Raw genomic sequence first — 22,959 nt, forward strand, 5'->3', positions numbered from 1 at the left:
AATGTTTGAACCAACCCAGTTGCGCTCCTTCCTTGCCGTTGCGGAAACACTCAGTTTCACCAAAGCGGCAGAACGGCTTGGTCTGGCGCAGCCAACGGTTAGCCAGCATGTGCGCAAGCTGGAGGCGGCGGCCAAAAGGGTCCTGGTCAGCAGGGATACCCGGGATGTGCGGCTGACCGACAACGGGGACGCGATGGCCGGTTTTGCCCGGAACATCCTGGCCGCCCACGACTCTGCGTCCCGCTACTTTTCGGGGTCTGCGATGCGCGGAAGGCTCCGGTTCGGCACGGCGGATGATTTGGCCATCACGGGTCTGCCCCGGATTCTGCGGGAATTTCGGCAGATCTACCCGCAGATCAACCTGGAGCTGACGGTAGGCCAGAGCGACCAGCTGTACAGGAAGCTCGATGCAGGCCAGCTCGACCTGGTTTTCGTGAAGTGGGTCGCCGGCGCAAAGGACGGGACGGTGGTCCAGCATGACTCGTTCTCCTGGGTTGGGCTGGAGCAAACCACCCTGGACCCGGGGGCTCCCGTCCCGCTGATCGCCTACCCGTCACCGAGCTTGAGCAGGAAGCTTGCCATTGATGCCCTTGAGTCCCATGGCAGGACCTGGCGAATCACCTGCACCACGCGGCAGATCAGCGGTGTGCTCGCGGCAGTCAGGGCGGGGATCGGCGTAGCGGTTATGCCGTCGTCGCTCGTTCCCGAGGACCTGAAGATCATCACCCGGCGCTTTGACCTGCCGGCGGTGGGCGATGTCGACTTCACCCTGATCCGCAATCCGCTGGCCAACGCAGAAGTCATTGATGCCCTGACGCAGTCCATTGTGGGCCGGACCATTAACCGCCCAGCATAACGCCGGTATCAGTCCGTTGCGTGCAGCGACAAGCAGTTTTCCATTGATTGCGGAAGGTTGCATCACTTATGCTGATTTTCCCAGGGTCAAGCAGCTGGCCGTTCACCAACACGAGCGCGCTCCTGAATGCCAGGACCCCAGCTCGGGACAGGCAGCCAATGACGACAGCCAAGAATTCCCACTACAGCCCGGCCCATTCCCGCGCACACACCACCGCGCGGCCGCTTGGCACCCGCAACGCCAAGCTCGGTGCAGGCATAGCCACCACCGATTCCGGATACATCGGCAAACCCACTTGCGACAGGTGCCGGACTGACGAATTCGTCTACCTCGAGTCCTACATCCCCCCCACCTACCGGCGTGACGGGTCGGTAGCCGCCCTGGGCGAAGTCGCCTATACCTGCACCCGCTGCGAGGATTTCTCGGCCCACAGCGTTCCGGTTACATGGACGCCGCCGGGGTGGTACCTCGGCTGATCTCCGCAGGTCTCATTCCGCGCAGCCAGCGTGGACCCTGACAACAGAAGGCCGGGCCCTCACCGAAAGGTGACGGCCCGGCCTTCTGCTGTGGTGTCCGGGGACTGGATTAGATCAGCGCATCGGACAGGTGGTTGGGGGTTCCGAACCGGTGGGCGGTGATGCTGACGGCCTGTTCGTGCAGGAACGGCAGCAGCTCCACGCGTCCGGCTTCGGTAACCGGGTGGGCGTAAATCGCCATATCCGGGCAGCCGCCGGTAGCCCTGGCCAGCTCAGCGGAATCCCCACCAATCAGGCGGATGCGCCCGTTGGACAGCTTGCCCGCCGAGGCGCGGCGCCCTGCGGAAGCCAGCCAGTCGGCGTCGGACTCCACCGCCACCTCAATGTCCAGCGCGGTGAGCACGGAGCGCAGCTGGGCGGGAAGTTCGACGGCGGTGGACACCGTGAGTTCCGAGCCGGCCAGCACGCCGGCCGCTGCCGTCCGGACGAGGTGCGCCAGCGGCGCACCTTCCGAGAGGCGGACGGTGACCGGCAGGCTGCGGTAGCGGAAGATGTTGCGTTCCGCGCTGAGGCCGGACACGTCCTTGGCGGTGCCGAATTCCTCGGCCCAGGCCTCGGCGTCGGACGCCAGGGCGCGTTGGACGGACTCAAGGTCGGCGGGCTCGAGTGCGGGGCCGGCGGCGTTGAGGATCCGGCGGACACCAGGGTGCGTGACGGCGGCACTTGCAGTGCTGCGGGAGGAGACCCAATCACCCAGGCCGGCCAGGTAGTTGGGTCCGCCCGCCTTAGTGCCGGCACCGACAGCGGACTTCTTCCAGCCGCCGAACGGCTGGCGCTGCACGATGGCGCCGGTGATGCCGCGGTTGACGTACAGGTTGCCGGCCTGGATGCTGTCCAGCCAGATGCCCAGCTCCTCGGAGTTCAGGGAGTGCAGGCCCGCGGTGAGGCCGTACTCGATCTGGTTCTGGATGGCGACGGCCTCTTCAAGGGTCTCCGCGGTCATCACGCCGAGGACCGGTCCGAAGAATTCGGTCAGGTGGAAGTAGGAACCGCGCTTGACGCCGTAGCGCACGCCCGGGCTCCAGAGCTTGCCGGTCCCGTCCAACTTCTTTGGCTGCACGGCCCAGTTCTCGCCCTCGCCCAGGGTGGTGAGGGCGTTGAGCAGCTTGCCGTTGGCGGGCTCGATGATGGGGCCCATTTGGCTGGTGGGATCCTGCGGGTAGCCCACCTTCAGGGAGGTGACGGCGTCTATCAGCTGGTTGTGGAACCGCTTGGACTTGGCAACGGAGCCCACCAGGATCACCAGCGAAGCGGCGGAGCACTTCTGGCCGGCATGGCCGAACGCGGAGTAGGCCACGTCCTTGGCCGCGAGGTCCAGGTCGGCGCTGGGGGTGACAATGATGGCGTTCTTGCCGCTGGTTTCGGCCAGCAGCGGCAAGTCCTGGCGGAAGGACCGGAAGAGCTCGGCGGTCTCGTAGCCGCCGGTGAGGATCACGCGGTCCACTGCCGGGTGGCTGATCAGCTGCTTGCCGAGTTCCCGTTCGCCCAGCTGCACCATGGTGAGCACGTCGCGGGGCACGCCGGCTTCCCACAGGGCTTCGATCATTACGGCACCGCTGCGGGCGGCCTGCTTGGCGGGCTTGATGACGACGGCGGAGCCGGCGGCCAGTGCCGCGAGGGTGGACCCTGCCGGGATGGCGACCGGGAAGTTCCATGGCGGGGTGACAACGGTGAGGTTGGCAGGGATGAACGTCGCGCCGTCGACCCTGTCCAGCTTGCGCGCGGATTCCGCGTAGTAGTGCGCGAAGTCAACCGCCTCGCTGACCTCGGGGTCGCCCTGGTCGATGGTCTTGCCGGTCTCGCTGGCCATGACCTCGAGCAGGTCAGCGCGGCGGGCCTCCAGGACGTCGCCGGCGCGGTGCAGAATCTCGGCGCGTTCGTCGCCGGAGAGTTCGCCCCAGGCCTTGCCCTTTTCAACGGCGGTCTCGATCGCCTTGTTGAGCATCGCCTCGTCGTTGATGAAGGCAGCTGCGACGGAGGCGTTGCCCAAAGTGGAAGACGGGACGCGCTCCAGAATGGCCCGGCCCCAGTCGCGGTTGGCAGGCAGGGACGGATCGGTGTCCGGGGTGTTTTCGAAGTGGTCATGCGGCATCGGGACCGGCGGCAGGCTGCGGTTCTGCTGGCGGTTGGCCTGCGGGACGCTGTTGTCCAGCGCGGCGAGGGAGGCGAGGAAGCGCTGCTTCTCGCGCTCGAACAGGACCTCGTTCTCGCTCAGTTCGAACACGGCGGACATGAAGTTGTCCTGGCTGGCGCCCTCTTCGAGGCGGCGGATCAGATAGGCGATGGCGACGTCGAACTCGGACGGGTGCACCACGGGGGTGTAGAGCAGCAGCGAACCGACGTCCTTCTTGACGGCCTCGGCCTGGCCCTGCGCCATGCCCAGCAGCATTTCGAACTCGACGCCGGATTCCACGCCGCGCTGCTTGGCCAGGAGCCAGGCGAAGGCGATGTCGAACAGGTTGTGGCCAGCGACGCCGATCCGGATGTTCTTGATCCGTTCCGGATGCAGGGAGTAGTTGATGACGCTCTTGTAGCTGGTGTCGGAGTCCTGCTTGGTGCCCCAGGTGGCCAGCGGCCAGTCGTGCAGGGAGGATTCAACCTGCTCCATGGGCAGGTTGGCGCCCTTGACCACGCGGACCTTGATGCCGGCGCCGCCATTGGCGCGCCGCTCCGCGGCCCAGTCCTGCAGCCGGATCATCGCGGAGAGGGCGTCCGGGAGGTAGGCCTGGAGCACGATGCCCGCTTCCAGGTTCTTGAACTCGGGCTTGTCAAGGATCCGGGTGAAGACCGCGATGGTCATGTCCAGGTCCTTGTACTCCTCCATGTCCAGGTTGATGAACTTGGCCTTGCCGCCGTCGCGTGCGAAGGAGGCGGCGCGCTGGAACAGCGGGGTGAGCTTTTCGACAACATGTTCCACGGCTTCGTCAAAAGCCCAGGCGGAGTGCGGGGCGACGGTGGAGGACACCTTGATGGAGACGTAGTCCACGTCCGGGCGGGCAAGGAGCGTGTGGGTGCCCTCGAGCCGGCGGGAGGCTTCGTGCTCACCAAGGACAGCCTCGCCGAGGAGGTTGACGTTGAGCTTGATTCCGTCCTTCCTGATCTTGGCGATGGCGGGGCCCAGCTTGGCGTCGGTGGCGTCCACGATCAGGTGGCCCACCATTTCGCGCAGGACCTTGCGGGCAATCGGGATAACGACCTGCGGGAGCACCGGGGCCATGGCGCCGCCGACCTGCACTGCACGCCGCATGTACCACGGGAGGAAGGCAGGGACCTTGGGTGCGAGTGCTGCCAGGTTCCGTGCGGCGACGTGCAGGTCCTCCGGACGGACCACGCCGTCCACAAAGCCGACGGTGAATTCGAGCCCGTTGGGGTCCTTCAGCACGCCGGCCAACTGCTCGGCGGAGGCGTCCACGGGGACCTTCGAGGCCTCGGTCAGCCAGTGGCGGACCAGTGCCACTGCTTCATTGGCCAGGGCTTTGGCCTGGGGGACGTCGACGTCGACAGCCTGCTGAACGGTACCGGTGCCAACTGCCGGTTCCATTGCTACGTGGGTCATGGTTTTTCCCGTACTTTCTTGTTTTCGAGAAGGTCTTTCCACCAGTATGAGCTTCCACTCACATAAGATAAAGCGATCTTTTCTAAGTAATACAGGTTAGAAAAACCAAATCTTTCTTACCGTCCGCGCCTCCCCTGCCACCTTCCCTGCACGGGCCCATCTCAACCCCGACGCCCCATCACTCCCTGCATCTAATCCCCAACGCCCCACCACCTCCCGCGTGAAATCCGGGGCTGCTTGTGCACCTCAATAAGAAACGAATGAACCCTCCCCCACGCGTGGTGGAAGAGGGTTCATCGGTTTGGTGCGGCAGCTGATGGGGCGTCCGGGGAAAGTGCCCCGCAGGTGACGGGGCGTCCGGGGAAAGTGCCCCGCAGGTGATGGGGCGTGCGGCGGGGTCAGCGGAGGGGGCGGTGCATCTCCACGAGCTCCTCGTGCCTCGGGCTGTCGGGGTTCATCAGCGAGTGCTTCTTGCCGTAGAAGAAGTAGATCGCCAGGCCCATGACCAGCCACACCCCGAAGCGCGCCCACGTCTCCCAGTGCAGCTGGAACATCAGGAACGCGGATGCCAGGACGCCGAAGGCGGGGATAAACGGCATCAGCGGCAGGCGGAAAGTGCGCGGTGCGTCCGGGCGCTTGTAGCGGAAGATGATCACGGAAACGCAGACGACGACGAACGCGGCCAGGATGCCGATATTCGTCAGGTCAGCCACTTCCTTGATCGGGAAAACGCCGGCCAGGAACGCGGAGCCGACGCCCGCAATCCACGTGACGCGCTGCGGGGTGCCGTGGCGGTCCGTCTTGGCGAACCAGCCCGGCAGAAGACCATCGCGGCTCATGGCGAACCATACGCGGGTTACGCCCAGGAGGAACGTCAGCATCACGGTGAGGATGGACAGCACAGCGAACACCGAAATGATTGTGGCGATCACGGGCAGGCCAACCCCCGTGAAGGCCGAGGCGAAGCCGGCCGTGGGATCGATGTCCTTGTAGTTCTGCATGCCGGTCAGCACCAGAGTGGCGGCCACGTAGAGCAGCATGGCGATGATCAGGGACAGCACGATGGCCTTGGGCATGTGTTTCTTGCCGTCTGTGGCTTCCTCGGCAGCGGTGCTCATGGCGTCATAGCCGAAGACCGCGAAGAAGACGGTGGCCGCACCGGCGAGGACGGGGCCAAAGCCGCTGGGCATGAACGGGTTGTAGTTGTTGGTGTCGATGTAGAAGACGCCCAACCCGATGATGAAGAGGATCAGGAGGACCTTGATGGCCACGGCCACGAGTTCGAACCGGCCAAAGGCCTTAGTGCCGCGGGACAGGATCCAGGTGACCAGCAGGCAGACCAGGATGGCGGGGATGTTGACGATGCCGCCCTTGCCCTCATCCGGCGTCGAGGTCATCCAGGCCGGCATGTTGATGCCGATGCCGGACAGGAACGCGTCGAAGTAGCCCGAGATGCCGATGGCCACCACGGCCACGATGGCAATGTACTCGAGCAGCAGGTCCCAGCCGATGAACCAGCCAACGATTTCGCCGAGCGCCACATAACCGTAGGTGTACGCCGAGCCGGCGCGCGGGATCATGCCCGCGAATTCGGCGTAGGACAGTGCGGCCGCCGCGGAGGCGAGGCCTGCGATCAGGAAGGAAATCAGCACCGCGGGCCCCACCCCGGGTGTTCCTTCGCTTCCGGCAGCCACCAGGCCGGCCAGGGAGAAAATGCCGACGCCGATAATGCCGCCAACGCCGATTGCGGTCAGCTGCCACAGCCCGAGTGACTTGAAGAGGCCGCTGTGCTTATTCTCTTCTTCAATGTCGTCTATGGGCTTGCGCCGCATGATCGACTGGGTCATATCTCTAGTGCTCATCAGGAACTCCTGCTTGGGGTGCGACCCCGTCACGGCGCGCGAAGAATCGCTTGTGACGGGGGTAACTCGGTCCCAACAGTATGCAAGCGGGGTTGCGTTAGATAAAGTGACTACTTCTAACCTATATTCGTTAGTTTCAGTTAGGAATTCCCCATGCTCGACGTGCGCAGGCTGCGCCTGCTCCGGGAATTAAGCATCCGGGGAACGCTCGCAGAGGTGGCGGACGCCCTCCAATACAGCCCGTCGTCGGTCTCCCAGCAACTGGCACTGCTGGAGAAGGAAGTGGGCGTGGAGCTGCTCCGGAAGACGGGCCGGCGGGTGCAGCTGACCCCTCAGGCGGAGGTTCTGGTGGCGCACACCGCACAGCTGCTCCAGACCATGGAGCAGGCCGAGGCGGACCTGGCGGCATCGCTGACCACCGTGACGGGCACTGTGCGGATCGCCGTTTTCCAGTCGGCGGCGCTGGCGCTCATGCCCGAAACCCTGACCCGTATGGCCCGCGAGTACCCCGAGGTCCGGATCGAGATGATCCAGCGCGAGCCGGAAACAGCGCTTCACGAAACCTGGGCACGTGACTTCGACCTTGTCATCGCCGAGCAGTACCCGGGCCACGCCGCGCCGCGGTACCCGGAGCTGGACCGGATCAGGCTGACCACCGATGCGATACGGCTGGCCGTTCCACCGCAGTCCGACGGCGGCCCGGCCATCCGCTCCATCGAGGACACTGCGCACCTTGCCTGGGTGATGGAGCCACGCGGCGCGGCGTCAAGGCATTGGGCCGAGCAGGCCTGCCGGAGCGCAGGTTTCGAACCGGACGTGCGCTTTGAGACTGCGGACCTGCAGGCGCAGATCAGGCTCATCGAGTCGGGGAATGCCGTGGCGCTGATGCCGGACCTGGTGTGGACGGGACGCGGCACCACCGCCCAGCTGCTGGACCTGCCCGGCAAGCCGCACCGCACCATCTTCACGTCGGTCCGGCGCTCCAGTGCCAAGCGGCCGGCGATTCTGGCCGCCCGGGAAACGCTCGCTGCCGCGGCGCAAGCGGTGGCAGCGGCGGCGGATAACGACGGCGGATGAGGGCCGCCGTCGTGCCCTAGCTGCTGAAGGTGGCTCCGGTCCTCCCTGCGCGGCGACTCCCTGCTTCAGTGCGCCGGGACCGTCCCTGCGCGACTGTTCCGTGCGTCACTGCGCCGGTGCGCGCCCGGCGCTAGACTGATGCCGTTATGAATCGAACAATGTTCAAGTCCAAAATCCACCGGGCCACCGTCACCCATGCTGATCTGCATTATGTAGGCTCGGTCACCGTTGACCTGGACCTGCTCGAGGCGGCCGACATTCTGCCCGGCGAACTCGTCTCCATTGTGGACGTGACCAACGGGGCCCGCCTGGAGACGTACACGATCGCCGGCGAGCGCGGTTCCGGCGTCATCGGCATCAACGGCGCGGCGGCGCACCTGATGCAGGAAAACGACATTGTCATTCTGATCACCTACGCGCAGATGACCACCGACGAAGCGAAGGCCTACGAGCCAAAGGTGGTCCACGTGGACGAGAACAACAGGGTGGTCCAGCTCGGCAACGACCCCGCCGAGGGCCTCACGCCCGGTTTGCTGCGCCCCCCTTTCGCGCTTAACAACGCCGCACTGTAACCGGAGCGTGAGCCCCGCTCCCCCGCCCCGCCGTGCCCTGCGGGATCACTTCCTGGAAGCCACACCTTGCTAGGGGTACTCGCGGGCTTCTTCGTGGTGTGGTGCATCATCCTGGTGGGCTGGTTCGTGGGCCGGCAGAACATTTTGGGCGCCAACGCCCGCCAGGTCCTGAGCTCCCTCACCTTCTTCGTGGCCAGTCCCGCCCTGTTGTTCGAAACCCTCAGCAAGGCCCGCCTCGCCGAGGTTTTCGCAGCTCCCCTGCTGGTGGCGGCCGTGTCCGCCGTCGCCACCGCCGCTATTTTCTTTGTCATCGCCAAGGTCTGGCTTAAGCGGTCGCTGCCGGAAGCGCTGATGTCCTCCATGGCGGCGTCGCTGGTCAACTCGGCCAACCTGGGCATCCCGGTTGCGGTCTATGTTCTGGGCGATGCCAGCTATGTGGCGCCGCTGCTGATCTTCCAGCTTGCCTTCTTCACGCCGCTGTTCCTGATGATCCTGGATTCAAGCACCAGCAAGCACCGCACCACGCCGCTGAACTTCATTGTAATGATCCTGCGGAACCCGATGATTGTCGGTTCGGCCCTGGGGCTGCTGGTGGCCGGCACGGGTTTCAAGGTGCCGGAACTGATCATGGAGCCCATCCATTTGATCGGCGGTGCAGCGATTCCGGCCATGCTGATCGCTTTTGGGATGAGCCTGAACGGCAGCCGCCCGCTGCAGGCTTCGGAGGCCCGCCGTTTGGACGCCCTGCTGGCCAGTGGGTTCAAACTGGCGGTCCAGCCGGCGCTTGCGTATGTTTTTGCCCGGTTCGCGCTGGGACTGGAAGGCCATATCCTGTTTGCCGTCGTGGTGACCGCTGCCCTGCCCACGGCGCAAAATGTCTTTGTGGCCGCGAGCCGCTACAAAACCGGCCTCACCGTAGCCAAGGACACCGTGCTGATTACCACTGTGGTGGCCGTGCCGGCGATGATCGGCGTGGCGCTGCTGCTGACCTGACCACAGCTTCTGGAGGGCTGATGAATACTGTTCTGGACACCGTGGTGATCGGCGGCGGAGCCATGGGCTCGGCTGCCGCGTGGGCTTTGTCCCGCCGCGGCCGGCAAGTGACGCTGGTGGAGCAGTTCGGGCCGGGTCATAAAATGGGAGCCTCCCACGGCACCACGCGCAACCTGAACCCGGGTTACCACCAGCCGGAATACGTGGCCATGCTCGCCGAGGGACTTGCCCTGTGGGACGAGCTGGAGCAGGAAAGCGGCGAACAGTTGCTGGCACGTACGGGCGTGGTCAATCATGGACCGGAGCCGCGGTTCGCCGCGGTCGCCGCTGCCTTGAACGAGGCCGGCATCCGCACCGAGTTCCTCTCCCCTGCCGAGGCCGGCGAGCGCTGGCGCGGGATCCGCTTCGACCAGCAGGTCCTGCACATGCCCGACGGCGGCCAGCTCAACCCGGACGCTGCCCTGCCGGCATTCCAGCGGCTCGCCGCCGCCCGCGGAGCCGACATCAGGCACCACACGAAAGTGGTGGATTTCCAGGTGGACGACGGCGTCCGGCTGGTTTTCGAGTCCGCTGCCGGTACCGAGGTGGTGACTGCAGCCCAGGCAGTAGTGACCGCCGGCGGCTGGACGGAGAAGCTGCTGGGCGGTGCTTTCAAGGGCGGGGCGCTCGAGGGCGCCGGTGACGCGAAGCTGCGGATTCCACAGCTTCGCGTCACCCAGGAGCAGCCGGCGCATTTCCGGATCGCAGACGACGGCGCGGTCTGGCCCGGCTTCAACCACTACCCTGGCGCTGGTGCCAAATACCGGAACTGGTACTCGCCTGTCTACGGGATGCACACGCCCGGCGAGGGGATCAAGGCCGGGTGGCACGGGGTGGGTCCGGTGACAGACCCGGACCTGCGTTCCTTCCTGCCGGAGCCGGTGCAGCTCGCCGCCCTGCAGGATTACGCCCGCACCTGGCTTCCCGGAGTGGACCCGGACGCCTTCGAAGCGGTCAGCTGCACGTACACCACCACTCCGGATGAGGACTTCATCCTTGACCGGATCGGGCCTGTGGTCATCGGCGCAGGATTCTCCGGCCACGGCTTCAAGTTCACGCCCGTGATCGGCCGGATGCTCGCGGACCTGGCAACGGGCACCCGCCCGGCGCCACAGATTTTCCGCGCGGGTCGCTAGCTGCACACGCCGTTAGCGACCCGGTCAGTCGGCGAGGCGCCCTTAGCGCGGTCTTTCCTCCACTTCGGTGAGGACGGGCTTCCCGTCTGCACCGCCGTCGTCCGCGCTGCCGCCGTCGAGGGCGCTGCCACCGTCGTCCCTTCCGCCGCCGTCCTCCCCGGATCCCGTGCCACCAGCGCGGACGGCGGGCATGGCCAGCACCGCCGCAACGGTGAGCAGGCCCGCAACCGCGGCGGCGAGGAAGACGGCGCCGGACGCGGCCACCACGGCCGGCCCGTTGCTGTCGCCTCCCCGCGTGCCGGAGTAGATTGCGTTGGCCACCGCCCCGAACACGGCCACCCCCAGGGCGCTGCCGATGGAGCGGGCGAACATGTTGGTGCTGGTCACCACGCCGCGCTCGTGCCACGGGACGCTGGACTGGGCAGCGATCAGGGTGGGGGTTGCCACCAGGCCCAGGCCGAGTCCGACGACGAAGCAGCCGAGGGCGACCAGCGCCACGTTGGGCGCCGCTGACGTGAGGGTCAGCACCAGCAGCCCCGCCACGGTGACGGAAATGCCGATCAGGGCGGTGGACTTGAATCCAATCCGCAGGTAGAAGCGGCCGGCCTGTGAGGCGCTGATGGGCCAGCCGAGGGTCAGTGCCGCCAGGGCCAGCCCGGCAACCAGGGGGGACGTGGCCAGTGCACCCTCCAGGAAGGTGGGCACGTAGGACGTCAGCCCGATCATCACCGCCCCGACACCGAAGGACACCAGGGCAGTGGTGCCGAGGAGTCGCCGGGATATGACCCAGGACGGCAGGATCGGTTCGGCCGCCCGCCGCTCCACCAGCAGGAACAGTGCCAGGAGCACCGCGCCCACCGCGAAAACCGCGATACTGACGGGCGAGTCCCAGTCCCAGGCCTGGCCGCCCTGGAGCGCGCCGAGGATCAGCAGGCCGAGGGAGACCGCCAGCAGGCCCGCGCCGGCGTAGTCCACGCGGTGCTTCGCCCGGTCCACGTTCTCGTGCAGGGTGCGGACCAGCATCCACCCGGCCAGCAGGCACAAGGGGATGTTGACCAGGAAAATGCCGCGCCAGAAACCCAGGGAGGCAAAGATGCCGCCCAGGCTGGGGCCCACCACGGAGGACGCCGCCCATACGCTGGCCAGGTAGCCCTGGACTTTGGCGCGCTCCTCAAGCGAATAGATGTCGCCGGCGATGGTGATGGAGACCGGCAGCACTGCGCCCGCCCCTATTCCCTGCAGGGCGCGGAACGCAATCAGGGCCGGCATGCTCCAGGCGATGCCGCAGAGGATGGACCCGAGCAGGAACAGCCCGATGCCGGCCAGGATGATGGGCTTGCGGCCCATCATGTCGGAGAGCTTGCCGTAGATGGGCACCGAGACGGCCTGTGCCAGCAGGTAGGCCGAAAAGAGCCACGGGAAGGACTCGAATCCGCCCACGTCCCGGACGATGGACGGAACGGCAGTGGCCACGATGGTGGAGTCGATGGCCACCAGCCCGGTGGCCAGCATCAGGGCGATCAGGATGGGCCCGCGGTCGGAGCGGAATCCTACGCCCGCTGCTTTGGCCGTTGCAGCCTGGTTGCGGCCGCTCACACCCGGGCCAATCCGGCCGCCTCGGCCAGCATTTCGACGGAGCGGAGCCGCTCCTCCGTGCCGGGGCTTTGGTGCGCCACAATGAGTTCGTCGGCGTCGGCGTGCTTGCCAAAGCCGTCCAGGTAATCGAGCACGACGTCGGGCGTCCCCACTGCGGAGTAGGTCATCATCTGCGAGACGTGCTGGCCTTGGGGGGAATCGAGGATCATGTCTGCTTCGTCGTCGGTGAACTCGCGGCCGCCGCCGAAGAACAGGGACACCCGGGCGCGCATGGTCGCACGCAGCATGGCCTGGGCCTGAGAGGCGGAATCGGCGGCAATGACGTTGACCCCCGCGATCACATGCGGCGCATCCAGCTGCGCGGAAGGCTTGAACTCGCGGCGGTAGAGGGCCACCGCATCCTGCAGGGCGTTCGGGGCAAAGTGCGAGGCAAAGGCGTACGGCAGCCCAAGCTGGGCGGCAAGCCGGGCTCCAAACAGGGACGAGCCCAGGATGTACAGCGGCACGTTGGTGCCCTTGCCCGGAGTTGCCTCAACACCATGGATGCGGGTGGGCCCGGTGAGGTAGCCCTGCAGTTCCAGGACGTCCTGGGGGAAGCTGTCCGCGGACATCGGGTCGCGGCGCAACGCGCGCATTGTGTTCTGGTCGCTGCCGGGGGCGCGGCCCAGGCCGAGGTCGATCCGGCCCGGGTGCAGCGTTTCCAGTGTCCCGAACTGTTCGGCGATGGTGAGCGGGGAGTGGTTGGGCAGCATGACGCCGCCGGCCCCGAGCCGGATGCTCTCGGTGTGCGCGGCAACGTGGGCAATCAGGACGCTGGTGGCCGAGGAGGCAATGGAGGACATGTTGTGGTGCTCGGCGTACCAGACGCGCCGGTACCCCAGCTTTTCCGCGCTCTGCGCCATGGCCACGCTGCCCGCGAAGCTCTCCGCCGCCGTCTGGCCTTTGCCGATGGTTGCCAGGTCAAGTATGGAAAGCGGAAGAGTCACGTCTAGTGCCGGCCTTTCAAAAAAGTTGCGTAGTTTTGCTTCGCCGGGTCACGGCGCGCACGAAGGGCATAACGACGGCGGCGCCCGGCTTATTTCTGTGATCTGCGCAAAACTCAGCAGGCTGATGATGTTGCCGCCCCTGTGAGCTAGAGGCAACGAACCAGCTGGAACTGTCCGAAATCATCGACCTGAAGGACCTGGGAGCCGTCCACCGGCTCGGCTTCGGCGCCATGCGCATCGTCGGCGAGGGGGTCTGGGGCGCGCCCGCGGACCGCGCCGCCGTGGACGTGATGCCCCGCGCCGTTGAACTCGGCGTCGACTTCATCGACACCGCTTATTCCTACGGCCCCAACATCAGCGAGGAGATCTTGGCCGAGGCATTGCATCCGTACAGTTGACCCTGTTCGCGGCGGACAACAAGACCCTGATCGGCAACGAGGTGGACATTGCGTACGCCGTGGGCGAGACGCTGGGGCTGGAGATAGAGGTGCTTCCGGTGGCGTGGGCGGACTGGCTGCTGGGCGTTGAGTCGGCCAAGTACGAGGCCGTGCCTCTTGGCTGGCCCTTCAGTCCGGCCGTGCGGACCTGACGTTCGGGCCCACGCCGCTGCCGCCTACAAGGCAGCGCAGGACGCCAGGTCAAAGCTGTGGGCACCCTCAACGGCGGCTGGCCGCGCACCGCTGAGATCGCGTTCACCACCAAGAAGGACAACGGCCTGGCCGTCGCTGCCCAGGCTGCGCTGATCGACAACGGCACTACGCCAAGATCCTGGACCGCTGGGGCCTGTCATCGGAGGCAATCCATAAGTCCGAGCTGAACCCGGCAGGCCTGCCCAAAAAGTAAGCGGTCTGCCGACGAAAGGTCCCTGCCGGGAAGCAGCCCGGCAGGGACCTTGCTGCCTGGTGTCCAGGCGGCGGACTGCTACTGCTGTACGTCCCCGTCCAGCCCGCGGAGGTGTTCAAGCCGCTGCCGGGCCAGTTCAATATCGGTGGAGTTGACCAGTTGGGCCTTGTCGGGCCGGTCTGGAGAGCCTCGCAGCTCGCCGCTGTTGAGCATTCCCAGTACTTGGTTGACGTCGATGTTCAGCGCTTTGGACGCCTGTTCAATGGTGAGGTAACGGTGGTAGCGGCGGGTCATGTCTCACTCCCGGTGGTTTGCAGCTCGAGCGCCGAAATAAAGCGGCCCTGCTGCTGAACCGGGGGAGCCCTGTGCCAAGCCATGCAAGCTCTTAGTCAATGGTAGAGCGGGAACAGCAGCGCGGGCCACTGAGCCTCCATTAAGGTGCTCGGACCGCCCATGCCTTGAACTACTACAGCAGCTGCTCCCACACCGTCAGCTGGAGCCTGACCGTCTCCAAGGAAGCAGTCCCCACGGAAGGGTCGACGACGGCACTCACCTCGCCGCCGTCGTCGTCCCTTCGCGAACCAGCCGGACGCATCAGGCCCGGACCGCCTCGGCCGCTGTGCGCACCGGCGTCTCCAGCCCAGGTTCTCGCGCAGCGTGGTGCCCCTGTACTCCGTGGGGTAGACGCCGCGTTCCTGCAGCTCCGGCAACAAGGTGGAACCCGTGAACGTCTCGTCCACACGGGCCGTGCGGGACGTGACGAACCGCCGGATGGACCGAGGCCCTTGTCCTTGGCCTCCGCCCGCCACTGGTCGGCCAGCTGCCGGGCCTTCGCTCCATGGAAGCCGCTGCCGCGCGTCTCCGAGGTACCGACGCAAGGGCCGCGAGCATGGTCTGCACCGGTCCGCACCAGCCGGAGACCAAACACCTCTACCTCACCACCGGCTACCAGCGGCAGTTCGACGTCGAGGCCGAGCCGGAGACGCTGGGCATCCTGGCGTTCACCAAGGAGCTTACGGCGGTTCGAGAAACTGAGGCGCCGGGTACCTCGGTTCCCGGAGCGGGCGCCGCTAAGCTGGCGGGATGGCCGGGAAAACCACAGCAGAAAAGCTTGCCACCATCCAGAAGGGCTACACCCTGGAGGGCGCCACCATCGAGCTGGGGGCTGCCATCATCGACGGCGAACTCCGCAAGGACGCGCCCGTGCGGCTGCCGCTGGCCATGATGAACCGGCACGGGCTGGTGGCCGGCGCCACGGGCACTGGCAAGACGGTCACGCTGCACATGATGGCCGAACAGCTCTCCGCCTCCGGGGTGCCGGTGTTCCTGGCCGACATCAAGGGCGACCTTTCCGGGCTGGCCACCGCCGCCGCCGGCAATGAAAAGCTGGCGGCCCGCACCGAAAGTATTGGGCAGCCTTGGCAGGGGAAGGCGTTTCCGGTGGAGTTCCTGGCGCTGGGCGGCGACGGCAACGGGGTGCCCGTGCGGGCAACGGTATCGTCATTTGGCCCCCTCCTGCTCTCGCGGATCATGGAGCTCAACGACACGCAGGAATCCAGCCTGCAGCTGGTGTTCTATTTCGCTGACAAGAATGGCCTGGAACTCGTAGACCTCAAGGACCTCCGGGCGGTGATCCACTTCCTCACCTCGGCCGAAGGGAAACACGCCCTGGAGGAACTGGGCGGACTGTCGAAGGCCACCGCCGGGGTCATCCTGCGCGAGCTTGTCAGCTTGGAGGCGCAGGGACTGGAGAAGTTCTTTGGTGAACCGGAGTTTGATACCGCCGAGCTGCTCCGCACCGCACCTGATGGCCGCGGCGTCATCACCTGCCTGGAGCTGCCCACCCTGCAGACCAAGCCCATGCTGTTCTCCACCTTCCTGATGTGGCTGCTCGCTGACCTCTTCGAGGACCTGCCCGAGGCCGGCGACCTGGACAAGCCCAAGCTGGTGTTCTTCCTGGACGAGGCGCACCTGCTGTTCAATGGCGCCTCCGACGCCTTCCTTGAAGCCATCACCACCACGGTCCGGTTGATCCGGTCCAAAGGCGTGGGCATTTTCTTCGTCACGCAGACGCCCAAAGACGTCCCCGCCGAGGTCCTGGGCCAGCTGGCGAACCGGGTGCAGCACGCCCTCCGCGCCTTCACGCCAGAGGATGCCAAGGCACTCAAGGCAACGGTGTCCACCTTCCCCCTCAGCGACTACGACCTTGGAGAAACCCTGACCTCTGCGGGAATCGGTGAAGCTGTGGTCACCGTCCTGAACGAGAAGGGCGCCCCTACACCTGTGGCGCACACCCGGCTGAGGGCACCGGAATCGGTTATGGGCCCCAGCGACCAAACCGTGGTCAGGAGCACCGTGGCCGCCTCCGCCCTGCTGCCGAAGTACGGAACCGCCATAGATAATCCCTCCGCCTACGAGAAGCTTTCCGGGAAGCCGTCCGCCTCCACCGGGCCGGCGGTGACCCATAAACCGCCCGTTCCCGCCGCTGGGGAGACCCCCGACATCGATGAGGAGGCCCGCCGGATCGAAAAGGAGATCCTGGGCCGGCCGAGCAGCAGGCCTGCTGCCGGGCCAGACGAGCGGCGGCGGACCCGGGCCGGGGAGTCCCGCCCGTCACGCTCCTCGGCCGACGATCCCATGGCTGATTTCGGCGGAGTGCTGGGCGGCGCGCTCGGTGGCGGCCTGAAGAGCATGGCCAGGTCCATCGGCACCCAGCTCGGACGGGAGCTGATGCGCGGGGTGTTCGGCACCTCGTCCCGCCGGCGCCGCCGCTGATTCCGCCGGGCTCCTGTTGCCGAAGCTGGCTCTTGCCGCCGCCCGTCCTGGCCACAGGTCTGACTGAGGCGCCGCCGTCGCGTCTTTCCATGTCCGTTCAGCCTGCCCGCAGGCCACCCAACTTTAGGGCGATCCATCCCAACGTTAGTACTGTAAGGAACGTGCAGATGAGTCAAGCGTTGGTGAGGATCGCGGCCGGATGGCTGCTGGGACTCATGCTTGCCGTCGCCGGCGCCGTGGTTGCGGTGAACCTGGTCAACAACACGGTGGCCAGTCCGCAGCAGCCCGTCCGCGAATACCTGGACGCGCTGCAAAGCGGCGACGGCGGGAAAGCACTGGGGCTCCTGCGTGCAACCGTCCCGCCCAGCAACGCCGCCATGCTCGACGGGACAGCCCTGCAGACTGCCACTGCCCGTTTTGGGAACCTGGAGATCGGCGAAGCGGAGGAACGCGCCAACAATCAGGTCATGGTGCCCATGGAGTACACCATTGCCGGCAGCCGGCTCCGCACCGAGTTCCTGCTCCAGAAGACCGGAACCGAGTGGATTTTCTTCAACACCTGGGCCTTCGTCCCCTCCCGCCTGCCCACGTTGGACATCACCGTGGTCAACGCCAGCGAAGCCACCGTCAACGGCGTACCCGTGAACATGCCGAACGGCCGGAACTCCTTTGCGGTGTTCTACCCCGGCGAGTACGAGGCCACCGTCAACGGACAGTACTTCTCGGCCGCCCCCACCCGGGCCACTGTCACCGCGCGGGACGTACCCGTTGCGCCGCTCAACCTCCTTACCCAGGCCACGGACAACCTGAAAAAGGACGTGGGGGCCAAGGTGAAGGAGTTCCTGGACAACTGCGCCGCTGTTGCAGTCAAGGAACAGCGGCTCCAGCCCGACTGTCCCTTCTACTACGCCAGCAACAACAGGGTTCAGGACGGCAGCATCAGGTGGACCGTCACCGAGTACCCCAACGTGTCCATCGAGCCCTTTGACGGACGCTGGGTGGTGGCCCCCCTGGACGGCAAGGCCAAGGTGGAAGCCCTCCAGCAAAACCTGTTCACCGGCGCCTGGTACCCCCTCAACGAAGAGGTGGACTTCAGCTTCACCACCCGGCTGGACGTTTCCGGGGACACGGTCAAAGTCACGCCGGTGCTGAGTTTCTAGGCTTTCGCTCCACACTGGCCCGGTTCTCGAGGCAGCAGGTGCAGAACTGGCCCGGTTTCAACCCGCACGGGGCTGTAAACCGGGCCAGCTGGACAACAAGGGTCGCGTCAGTCCATGCCGCGCAGGTCCAGCACCAGCTCAGTGTCGCCATCACCCTGCAGCACCACGGGGATGCCCCAGTCCTGCTGGTAGAGGTGGCAGGCAGCGTGGTCCGGAATCTCGCCGTCTTCAGTTTCCGGGCCGTCGCAGGCCGCAGCCCGGGCCGTGATGTGCAGAACGCCCTCCGGCACCTCGGACGACAGCTCCAGCGTCCGGAGCAGCCCCACCGAAGTCCCACCGCCGGAGACCAGCAGCTCAGGAGGCGTGGACGAGATCTTCAGCTGAGTGGGATCGCCCCAGCGGTCGTCCAGTTTCTGCCCGGTGGGGGCGGTGAAGCGCACGGTCAGTTCCAGCGGGCCGGGGGCCACGGGGCTCTTGGGCCGGTGGGTCTGGACCGCACCTTCATCCACCTGCTGGGCTTCCTTGGGAATGGGCACGTACACCAGCTGGTGCTGGTTCGCCTCAACCACCACCAGCAGCGGCTCGGAACCGGCCGACTGCGTGTGGTCCACGATCACGTCGGACGGTTCCAGGAGGCCGCGCGCCAGCGTGGACACCGTGCCGGAGGTGGGATCGTAGCGGCGCACGGCGCCGTTGTAGGTATCGGCGATCGCCACAGAACCGTCCGGCAGTACCGTCACTCCCAGCGGGTGCTGCAGGCGGGCCTCTGCGGCCGGGCCGTCCCGGAAGCCGAAGTCGAACAGGCCCTTGCCGATGGCGGATTCAACGGTGATGGCGCCGTCGTCGTCAACAACGAGCTTGCGGAGGGCCGACGTCTCCGAGTCTGCCACCCAGATGCTGCCCTCAGCGTCCTCTGCCAGGCCGGAAGGCTGGGCGAACCACGCTTCGTGCGGGGCGCCGTCGAGCAGGCCCTCCAGTCCGTTGCCTGCGATGATGGCCACGGCACCGGTGAGGGGATCAAAGCTGAAGATCTGATGCGTTCCGGCCATGGCGATCACCACGGCGTTCAGCTTGCGGGACCAGACAAGGTCCCACGGCGAGCTCAGTGCGACGTCCAGCGGATGGCCGCCAAGTTCCCCCGTGAAGCCCACCGCGTCCTCATCCACGCGGGCTGGTCCCGCCTCCAGCAGCCGCTGGACACCGCTGCCGGCAAGCGTGGAGGCTTTGCCGTCTGCGAGGGAAAGGCCGCGGAGCCGGTGGTTGACGGAGTCGGCAATGACGACGTCGTAACCTGCCCTGGATGCCACGTCTTCCGGCAGGAGGACCAGACCTTGGGGCTCGTTGAATTGGGCCACGGCAGAGTCACCGGCTGCAGGGCCGTCCCCGTAGCCCTTGGTGCCCGAGCCGAACGTGCCCAGGACAGTATGGAAGTCTGTGCCCAGTTCCACCAGCCGGTGGTGGCCCGTGTCGGTCACCAGCCAGGAGCCGCGGGCGTCCGGAGCACTGAAACCCCGCCCGGGCGGGAGGAAGAGCGCCTTGCCTGGGAAGCGCAGGGTGCCCGAGGTGGGTTCAGGCGCGACGTACGGACCGGAACCGCGGTGCAGGGTGCCCTTGGCCTCGTGCTGGGCAACGAGCTCGGAGATCAGCACGGCCAGCCCGTCTGCGTGGCCTTCGCCGGAGAGGTGCGCAACGATGTAGCCCTCGGGATCAATGACCACCAGGGTGGGCCAGGCACGCGCGGTGTACGCCTTCCAGGTCTCCAGCTCGGGATCGTCCAGCACGGGGTGGTGGATCTCGTAGCGCTCCACGGCCGCGGCGAGCGCCACCGGGTCGGCTTCATGCTCGAACTTGGGCGAATGGACGCCCACGGTGACCAGGACGTCCGAATACTGTTCCTCGAGCGGCCGCAGTTCGTCCAGGACGTGCAGGCAGTTGATGCAGCAGAAGGTCCAGAAGTCGAGCAGCACGATCTTGCCGCGCAGCGCCTCAAGGTCCAGGGTTTTGCCGCCGGTGTTCAACCAGTTACGGCCCACCAGTTCGGAGGCTCGGACCCGGTGGTGGGTACGTACGGTTTCGCTCATCAGCGTCCTTCCAGCTTGTTTCGTTCAGCCAGCCTGGCGTCGCGTTCGGCCAATTTGGCAAACATATCGTTGTAAGCGGTGAGATCGGCGTCGTTATTCCTGTCAGCTGCGCGGTCCACCCGTTTTGTTTCCCGCTGGTCGGAACGGGACCACATGATGGCGACGCCGATCGCCACCAGGAGGGTGGGCACTTCACCGATGCCCCAGGCCACCGCGCCGCCTGTTTGCTGGTCTTCCAGCGCGGATTGTCCCCAGTCCCGTCCCAGGTTGCCGAAATAGTCGGCAGCGAGGAGGTTGCTCCCACCCATGATGGCGACGCCGAAGAAGGCGTGGAAGCCCATGGTGGCCAGGAGCAGCAGGAGCCGCATGGGGTACGGCGCCCGCCTCGGCAGGGGATCCGTGCCGATCATGCTCAGGACGAAGATGTACCCGGTGAGCAGGAAATGCACAATCATCAGCTCGTGGCCAACGTGCTCGCGCATGGCAAAGCCGAACAGGTCAGAGTAGTAGAAGAGGACAATGGAGCCGGCGAAGTTCGCAGCAGCGAACAGCGGGTGGGTCACCAGTTGCGAGAACTTCGATTGGACGAACACCAGCAGCCATTCCCGCACTCCGCGGGAACCGTCCCGGCGGGCAGGCAGTGCCCGGAGGGCGAGGGTTACCGGCGCCCCGAGGACCAGGAAGATGGGTGCCACCATGGTCAGTGCCATGTGGTCCACCATGTGTGCCGAAAACAGCACACGGCCGTAGACCGACGGCGGGCCGGACGTGATGTAGGTAAGCACCAGCAGGCCGATGACCCAGTTCGCTGAGCGGAACCACTGCCACTTGTCACCGCGCTGGTGGACCTTTGCCACGCCCAGGAAGTAGAAGACAAGCCCGAACAGCGCCACGGCGATCCAGATCCAGTCCAGGCGCCACTCGGTAAGCCACCTTTCAGGCGTCAGTTCCGGGGGAAGCTCGTACCCGGTAAGGATGAACGCCGGGGAGGCATCAGGGGCATAGGTGGTGGGCTCAGGCGGTGCGGAGCGGCCCAGAGCGACTGCGATGCCGGACGTTGCCCCCATGACCAGGAATTCCGCCAGGACCAACTGCCACAAAACCCGGCGTGAGGACATGGTGGAGCCCGTGCGGCCCAGCTGCGGAATAACCCACTGCCGGTGCATGAATCCGATGCCGCCCAGCACCAGGGTGGCCGCGGACTTCGCCAGGATCAGCTGGCCGTAGGGCGATCCAAAGAGATCGCCCCAGTTGGTGATCCGGATGCTGGCGTTGATGATGCCCGATGCGAAGACCAGCACGAAGGCGAAGCCGGCAAGGGAGGAGAACCGGCGCAGGGTCGGCTCGGTGATGTCCGTTGCGGCGGCGGCCTTGGGGCCCGTGAGGATTCCCGAGAGCAGGGCGAGCATGATGATGCCGCCCACCCAGGTGCTTACTCCTACCAGGTGCAGGCCCAAGGAGTTGATGGCTCCCTCGTGGTCCGAGGAGCTTGAGGAGTGGCCGATCAGCGCCGTGGGCACGAGCCCTGCGAAGGCAAGGATCAGGGTCAGCGCGAGTCCGCCGAGCGACCTGACGCCAAACAGGGCAGTGGTGACCACTGCGGCAATGATCGTGACGGCGAGCCACGCCCGTCCGGTGTCGATGTCAGTCATGAAGAAGACCAGCGCCTGGGTGAACTCGGGGTCGCCGGAAAGGCCTTGTCCGGCCACGTCCGAGTAGGTGAGGACCAGGACGGCGATGGCGGACAGCGTCCACCCCGCACCTGCAGCGGAGGCGACGGCCAGGGCACGGGCGAAGGCAGGATGCTCCGGTCCCTCATCCCGGGCGGCTTCCCTGCCCCGGCTGCGTGGGGACAGGCTCTTCGGCAGGATACCGACGGCAAAGATCAGGCCGCCGATGACCGTTGCCAGCGAGACATTGTGGATAGCCTTGCTGACGGGCAGGCCCCAGCGGACCAGTTCTCCAGGATCGGAGACGGCACGGGCGCCGGCGGCACCCGAGAAGATCAGCGCCGCGGCGAGGCCCAGGAACAGTGCCGCGAGGCCCACCAGTTGCCAAGCCGGGGGGATTCCCAAGGCACCGTTGCCCTTACCCGGCACCCCGCTGCCCCGCTCTCCCTTGCCGGGAGCGGACTGGGGCCGGGTGGAACGCGGTGTTGCGGCAGAAGACACCATTCCATTGTCCGCTACGCCTGCCCGCGCCGCGAATCGGCTCAAAGCAAAAGGAGCGGCAACCCTGCGGTTGCCGCTCCTTTGTCCGCGCCCGGCGTCGATCTAGGGCGGCGCCGGGGGAAAAGCTTACTTCTTGTTGGAGACAGCAGCCTTCAGCTTGGAGCCGGCGGTCAGCTTCACGCTGTGGCCTGCGGCGATCTGGATGGTCTCCCCCGTCTGCGGGTTGCGGCCGGTGCGTGCTGCACGGTCGGTGCGCTCGACGGCGAGCCAGCCCGGGATGGTGATCTTCTCGCCCGCGGCGACAGAAGTCTCGAAAACCTCGAACAGTGCATCGAGGACGGAGTTGACGGCTGCCTGGCTGGTGCCGGCCTTGCCCGCTACCTCTGCAACAAGTTCACTACGGTTCTTAGCCATTTATGTCCTCCTGGACGGTCATCATTCTGGAGCCTGCACGCGGCGTGCGTACAAGCCACTGTTCGAAAACTTACCAGCTTGGACACCTGCGGTCCGCAAATTCCGCGTGTTTCCGCCATTTTTTGAGCTTAATCACCGGGTTATTCGGGTTTCCCGTCCCCAAATCCGGTCCCCAGCACACGCTCTATCACTTGATGCTGCCTTTTCCGGGACGCCCTATCACTTGATGTCGCTTTCCCCCCGACGCTCTATCAGTTGGTGTGGGGTTTCGCCGGACGCTCTATCAGTTGGGGTGGGGTTTCGCCG

The 22,959-nt window shown here is 66.1% G+C and carries 17 protein-coding genes and 3 pseudogenes; 10 read left to right on the forward strand and 10 right to left on the reverse strand.

The window, feature by feature from the left end:
* Window position 1 precedes the first annotated feature (1 nt).
* Window positions 2-856 carry a LysR family transcriptional regulator gene (locus tag FDW81_RS15570; protein WP_138135127.1) on the forward strand — a complete coding sequence of 285 codons (855 nt, stop codon included), beginning with the start codon at window positions 2-4 and terminating at the stop codon, window positions 854-856.
* A 158-nt stretch (window positions 857-1,014) separates the two neighbouring features.
* A complete protein-coding gene (locus FDW81_RS15575; protein WP_138135128.1) occupies window positions 1,015-1,332 on the forward strand; it encodes a hypothetical protein in 318 nt (105 codons plus the stop codon).
* 109 nt (window positions 1,333-1,441) lie between these two features.
* On the opposite strand, the gene FDW81_RS15580 is transcribed toward FDW81_RS15575, so the two are convergent.
* Both FDW81_RS15580 and FDW81_RS15585 read right to left on the reverse strand, forming a co-directional pair.
* The gene (locus FDW81_RS15580; RefSeq protein ID WP_138135129.1) at window positions 1,442-4,948 is read right to left on the reverse strand and encodes a proline dehydrogenase family protein; all 3,507 of its coding nucleotides are present in this window, start codon (window positions 4,946-4,948) and stop codon (window positions 1,442-1,444) included.
* 398 nt (window positions 4,949-5,346) lie between these two features.
* A complete protein-coding gene (locus tag FDW81_RS15585; protein ID WP_138135130.1) occupies window positions 5,347-6,810 on the reverse strand; it encodes an amino acid permease in 1,464 nt (487 codons plus the stop codon).
* 153 nt (window positions 6,811-6,963) lie between these two features.
* On the opposite strand from FDW81_RS15585, the gene FDW81_RS15590 reads away from it, so the two are divergent.
* From FDW81_RS15590 to FDW81_RS15605, 4 genes are all read left to right on the forward strand, one after another.
* A complete protein-coding gene (locus FDW81_RS15590; protein WP_138135131.1) occupies window positions 6,964-7,887 on the forward strand; it encodes a LysR substrate-binding domain-containing protein in 924 nt (307 codons plus the stop codon).
* A 146-nt stretch (window positions 7,888-8,033) separates the two neighbouring features.
* Window positions 8,034-8,459, forward strand: a complete 426-nt coding sequence (gene panD / locus FDW81_RS15595; RefSeq protein ID WP_171027243.1) for an aspartate 1-decarboxylase — start codon at window positions 8,034-8,036, stop codon at window positions 8,457-8,459.
* A 66-nt stretch (window positions 8,460-8,525) separates the two neighbouring features.
* On the forward strand, window positions 8,526-9,452 hold the full coding sequence (locus FDW81_RS15600) for an AEC family transporter (RefSeq protein WP_138135133.1): 927 nt from the start codon (window positions 8,526-8,528) through the stop codon (window positions 9,450-9,452).
* 20 nt (window positions 9,453-9,472) lie between these two features.
* On the forward strand, window positions 9,473-10,627 hold the full coding sequence (locus FDW81_RS15605; RefSeq protein ID WP_138135134.1) for an FAD-dependent oxidoreductase: 1,155 nt from the start codon (window positions 9,473-9,475) through the stop codon (window positions 10,625-10,627).
* Between the two features lie 42 nt (window positions 10,628-10,669).
* Here FDW81_RS15605 and FDW81_RS15610 read toward each other — a convergent pair whose 3' ends face one another.
* Both FDW81_RS15610 and FDW81_RS15615 read right to left on the reverse strand, forming a co-directional pair.
* Window positions 10,670-12,139 carry an MFS transporter gene (locus FDW81_RS15610; protein ID WP_240720331.1) on the reverse strand — a complete coding sequence of 490 codons (1,470 nt, stop codon included), beginning with the start codon at window positions 12,137-12,139 and terminating at the stop codon, window positions 10,670-10,672.
* Between the two features lie 80 nt (window positions 12,140-12,219).
* Window positions 12,220-13,209, reverse strand: a complete 990-nt coding sequence (locus FDW81_RS15615; protein ID WP_138135136.1) for an LLM class flavin-dependent oxidoreductase — start codon at window positions 13,207-13,209, stop codon at window positions 12,220-12,222.
* A 170-nt stretch (window positions 13,210-13,379) separates the two neighbouring features.
* Between FDW81_RS15615 and FDW81_RS15620 the strand changes: the two are divergent.
* Together FDW81_RS15620 and FDW81_RS15625 are read left to right on the forward strand one after the other, a co-directional pair.
* Window positions 13,380-13,601, forward strand: a pseudogene (locus tag FDW81_RS15620) (aldo/keto reductase); the annotation flags it as partial.
* A 2-nt stretch (window positions 13,602-13,603) separates the two neighbouring features.
* A pseudogene (locus FDW81_RS15625) lies at window positions 13,604-14,052 on the forward strand (ABC transporter substrate-binding protein); the annotation flags it as partial.
* 78 nt (window positions 14,053-14,130) lie between these two features.
* Here the strand turns inward: FDW81_RS15625 and FDW81_RS15630 are convergent.
* The 3 genes and pseudogenes from FDW81_RS15630 to FDW81_RS18770 all read right to left on the reverse strand — a co-directional run.
* Window positions 14,131-14,346 carry a hypothetical protein gene (locus FDW81_RS15630; RefSeq protein WP_138135137.1) on the reverse strand — a complete coding sequence of 72 codons (216 nt, stop codon included), beginning with the start codon at window positions 14,344-14,346 and terminating at the stop codon, window positions 14,131-14,133.
* A 172-nt stretch (window positions 14,347-14,518) separates the two neighbouring features.
* Window positions 14,519-14,647 (reverse strand): hypothetical protein, encoded by a 129-nt coding sequence (locus tag FDW81_RS18630; protein WP_255467122.1) that lies wholly within the window; start codon window positions 14,645-14,647, stop codon window positions 14,519-14,521.
* Window positions 14,647-14,920: pseudogene (locus tag FDW81_RS18770) on the reverse strand (F420-dependent methylene-tetrahydromethanopterin reductase); the annotation flags it as partial. The pseudogene FDW81_RS18770 and the gene FDW81_RS18630, both read right to left, overlap by 1 nt.
* A gap of 215 nt (window positions 14,921-15,135) precedes the next feature.
* On the opposite strand from FDW81_RS18770, the gene FDW81_RS15645 reads away from it, so the two are divergent.
* Together FDW81_RS15645 and FDW81_RS15650 are read left to right on the forward strand one after the other, a co-directional pair.
* On the forward strand, window positions 15,136-16,827 hold the full coding sequence (locus FDW81_RS15645) for a helicase HerA-like domain-containing protein (protein WP_138135138.1): 1,692 nt from the start codon (window positions 15,136-15,138) through the stop codon (window positions 16,825-16,827).
* Window positions 16,828-16,994: 167 nt separating this feature from the next.
* Complete coding sequence (locus FDW81_RS15650; RefSeq protein ID WP_171027244.1) at window positions 16,995-17,987, forward strand: hypothetical protein; 993 nt, start codon at window positions 16,995-16,997, stop codon at window positions 17,985-17,987.
* Between the two features lie 107 nt (window positions 17,988-18,094).
* Here FDW81_RS15650 and FDW81_RS15655 read toward each other — a convergent pair whose 3' ends face one another.
* From FDW81_RS15655 to FDW81_RS15665, 3 genes are all read right to left on the reverse strand, one after another.
* A complete protein-coding gene (locus FDW81_RS15655) occupies window positions 18,095-20,068 on the reverse strand; it encodes an NHL domain-containing thioredoxin family protein (RefSeq protein ID WP_138135139.1) in 1,974 nt (657 codons plus the stop codon).
* Window positions 20,068-22,242, reverse strand: coding sequence for a cytochrome c oxidase assembly protein (locus FDW81_RS15660; protein ID WP_138135140.1), 2,175 nt, complete (start codon window positions 22,240-22,242; stop codon window positions 20,068-20,070). Before FDW81_RS15660 ends, FDW81_RS15655 begins: the two co-directional genes overlap by 1 nt.
* Window positions 22,243-22,365: 123 nt before the next feature.
* Window positions 22,366-22,653 carry an HU family DNA-binding protein gene (locus FDW81_RS15665; RefSeq protein ID WP_009358243.1) on the reverse strand — a complete coding sequence of 96 codons (288 nt, stop codon included), beginning with the start codon at window positions 22,651-22,653 and terminating at the stop codon, window positions 22,366-22,368.
* Window positions 22,654-22,959: the final 306 nt, after the last annotated feature.

This window comes from Pseudarthrobacter sp. NamB4, assembly GCF_005796185.1.
Taxonomy (GTDB): Bacteria; Actinomycetota; Actinomycetes; order Actinomycetales; family Micrococcaceae; genus Arthrobacter.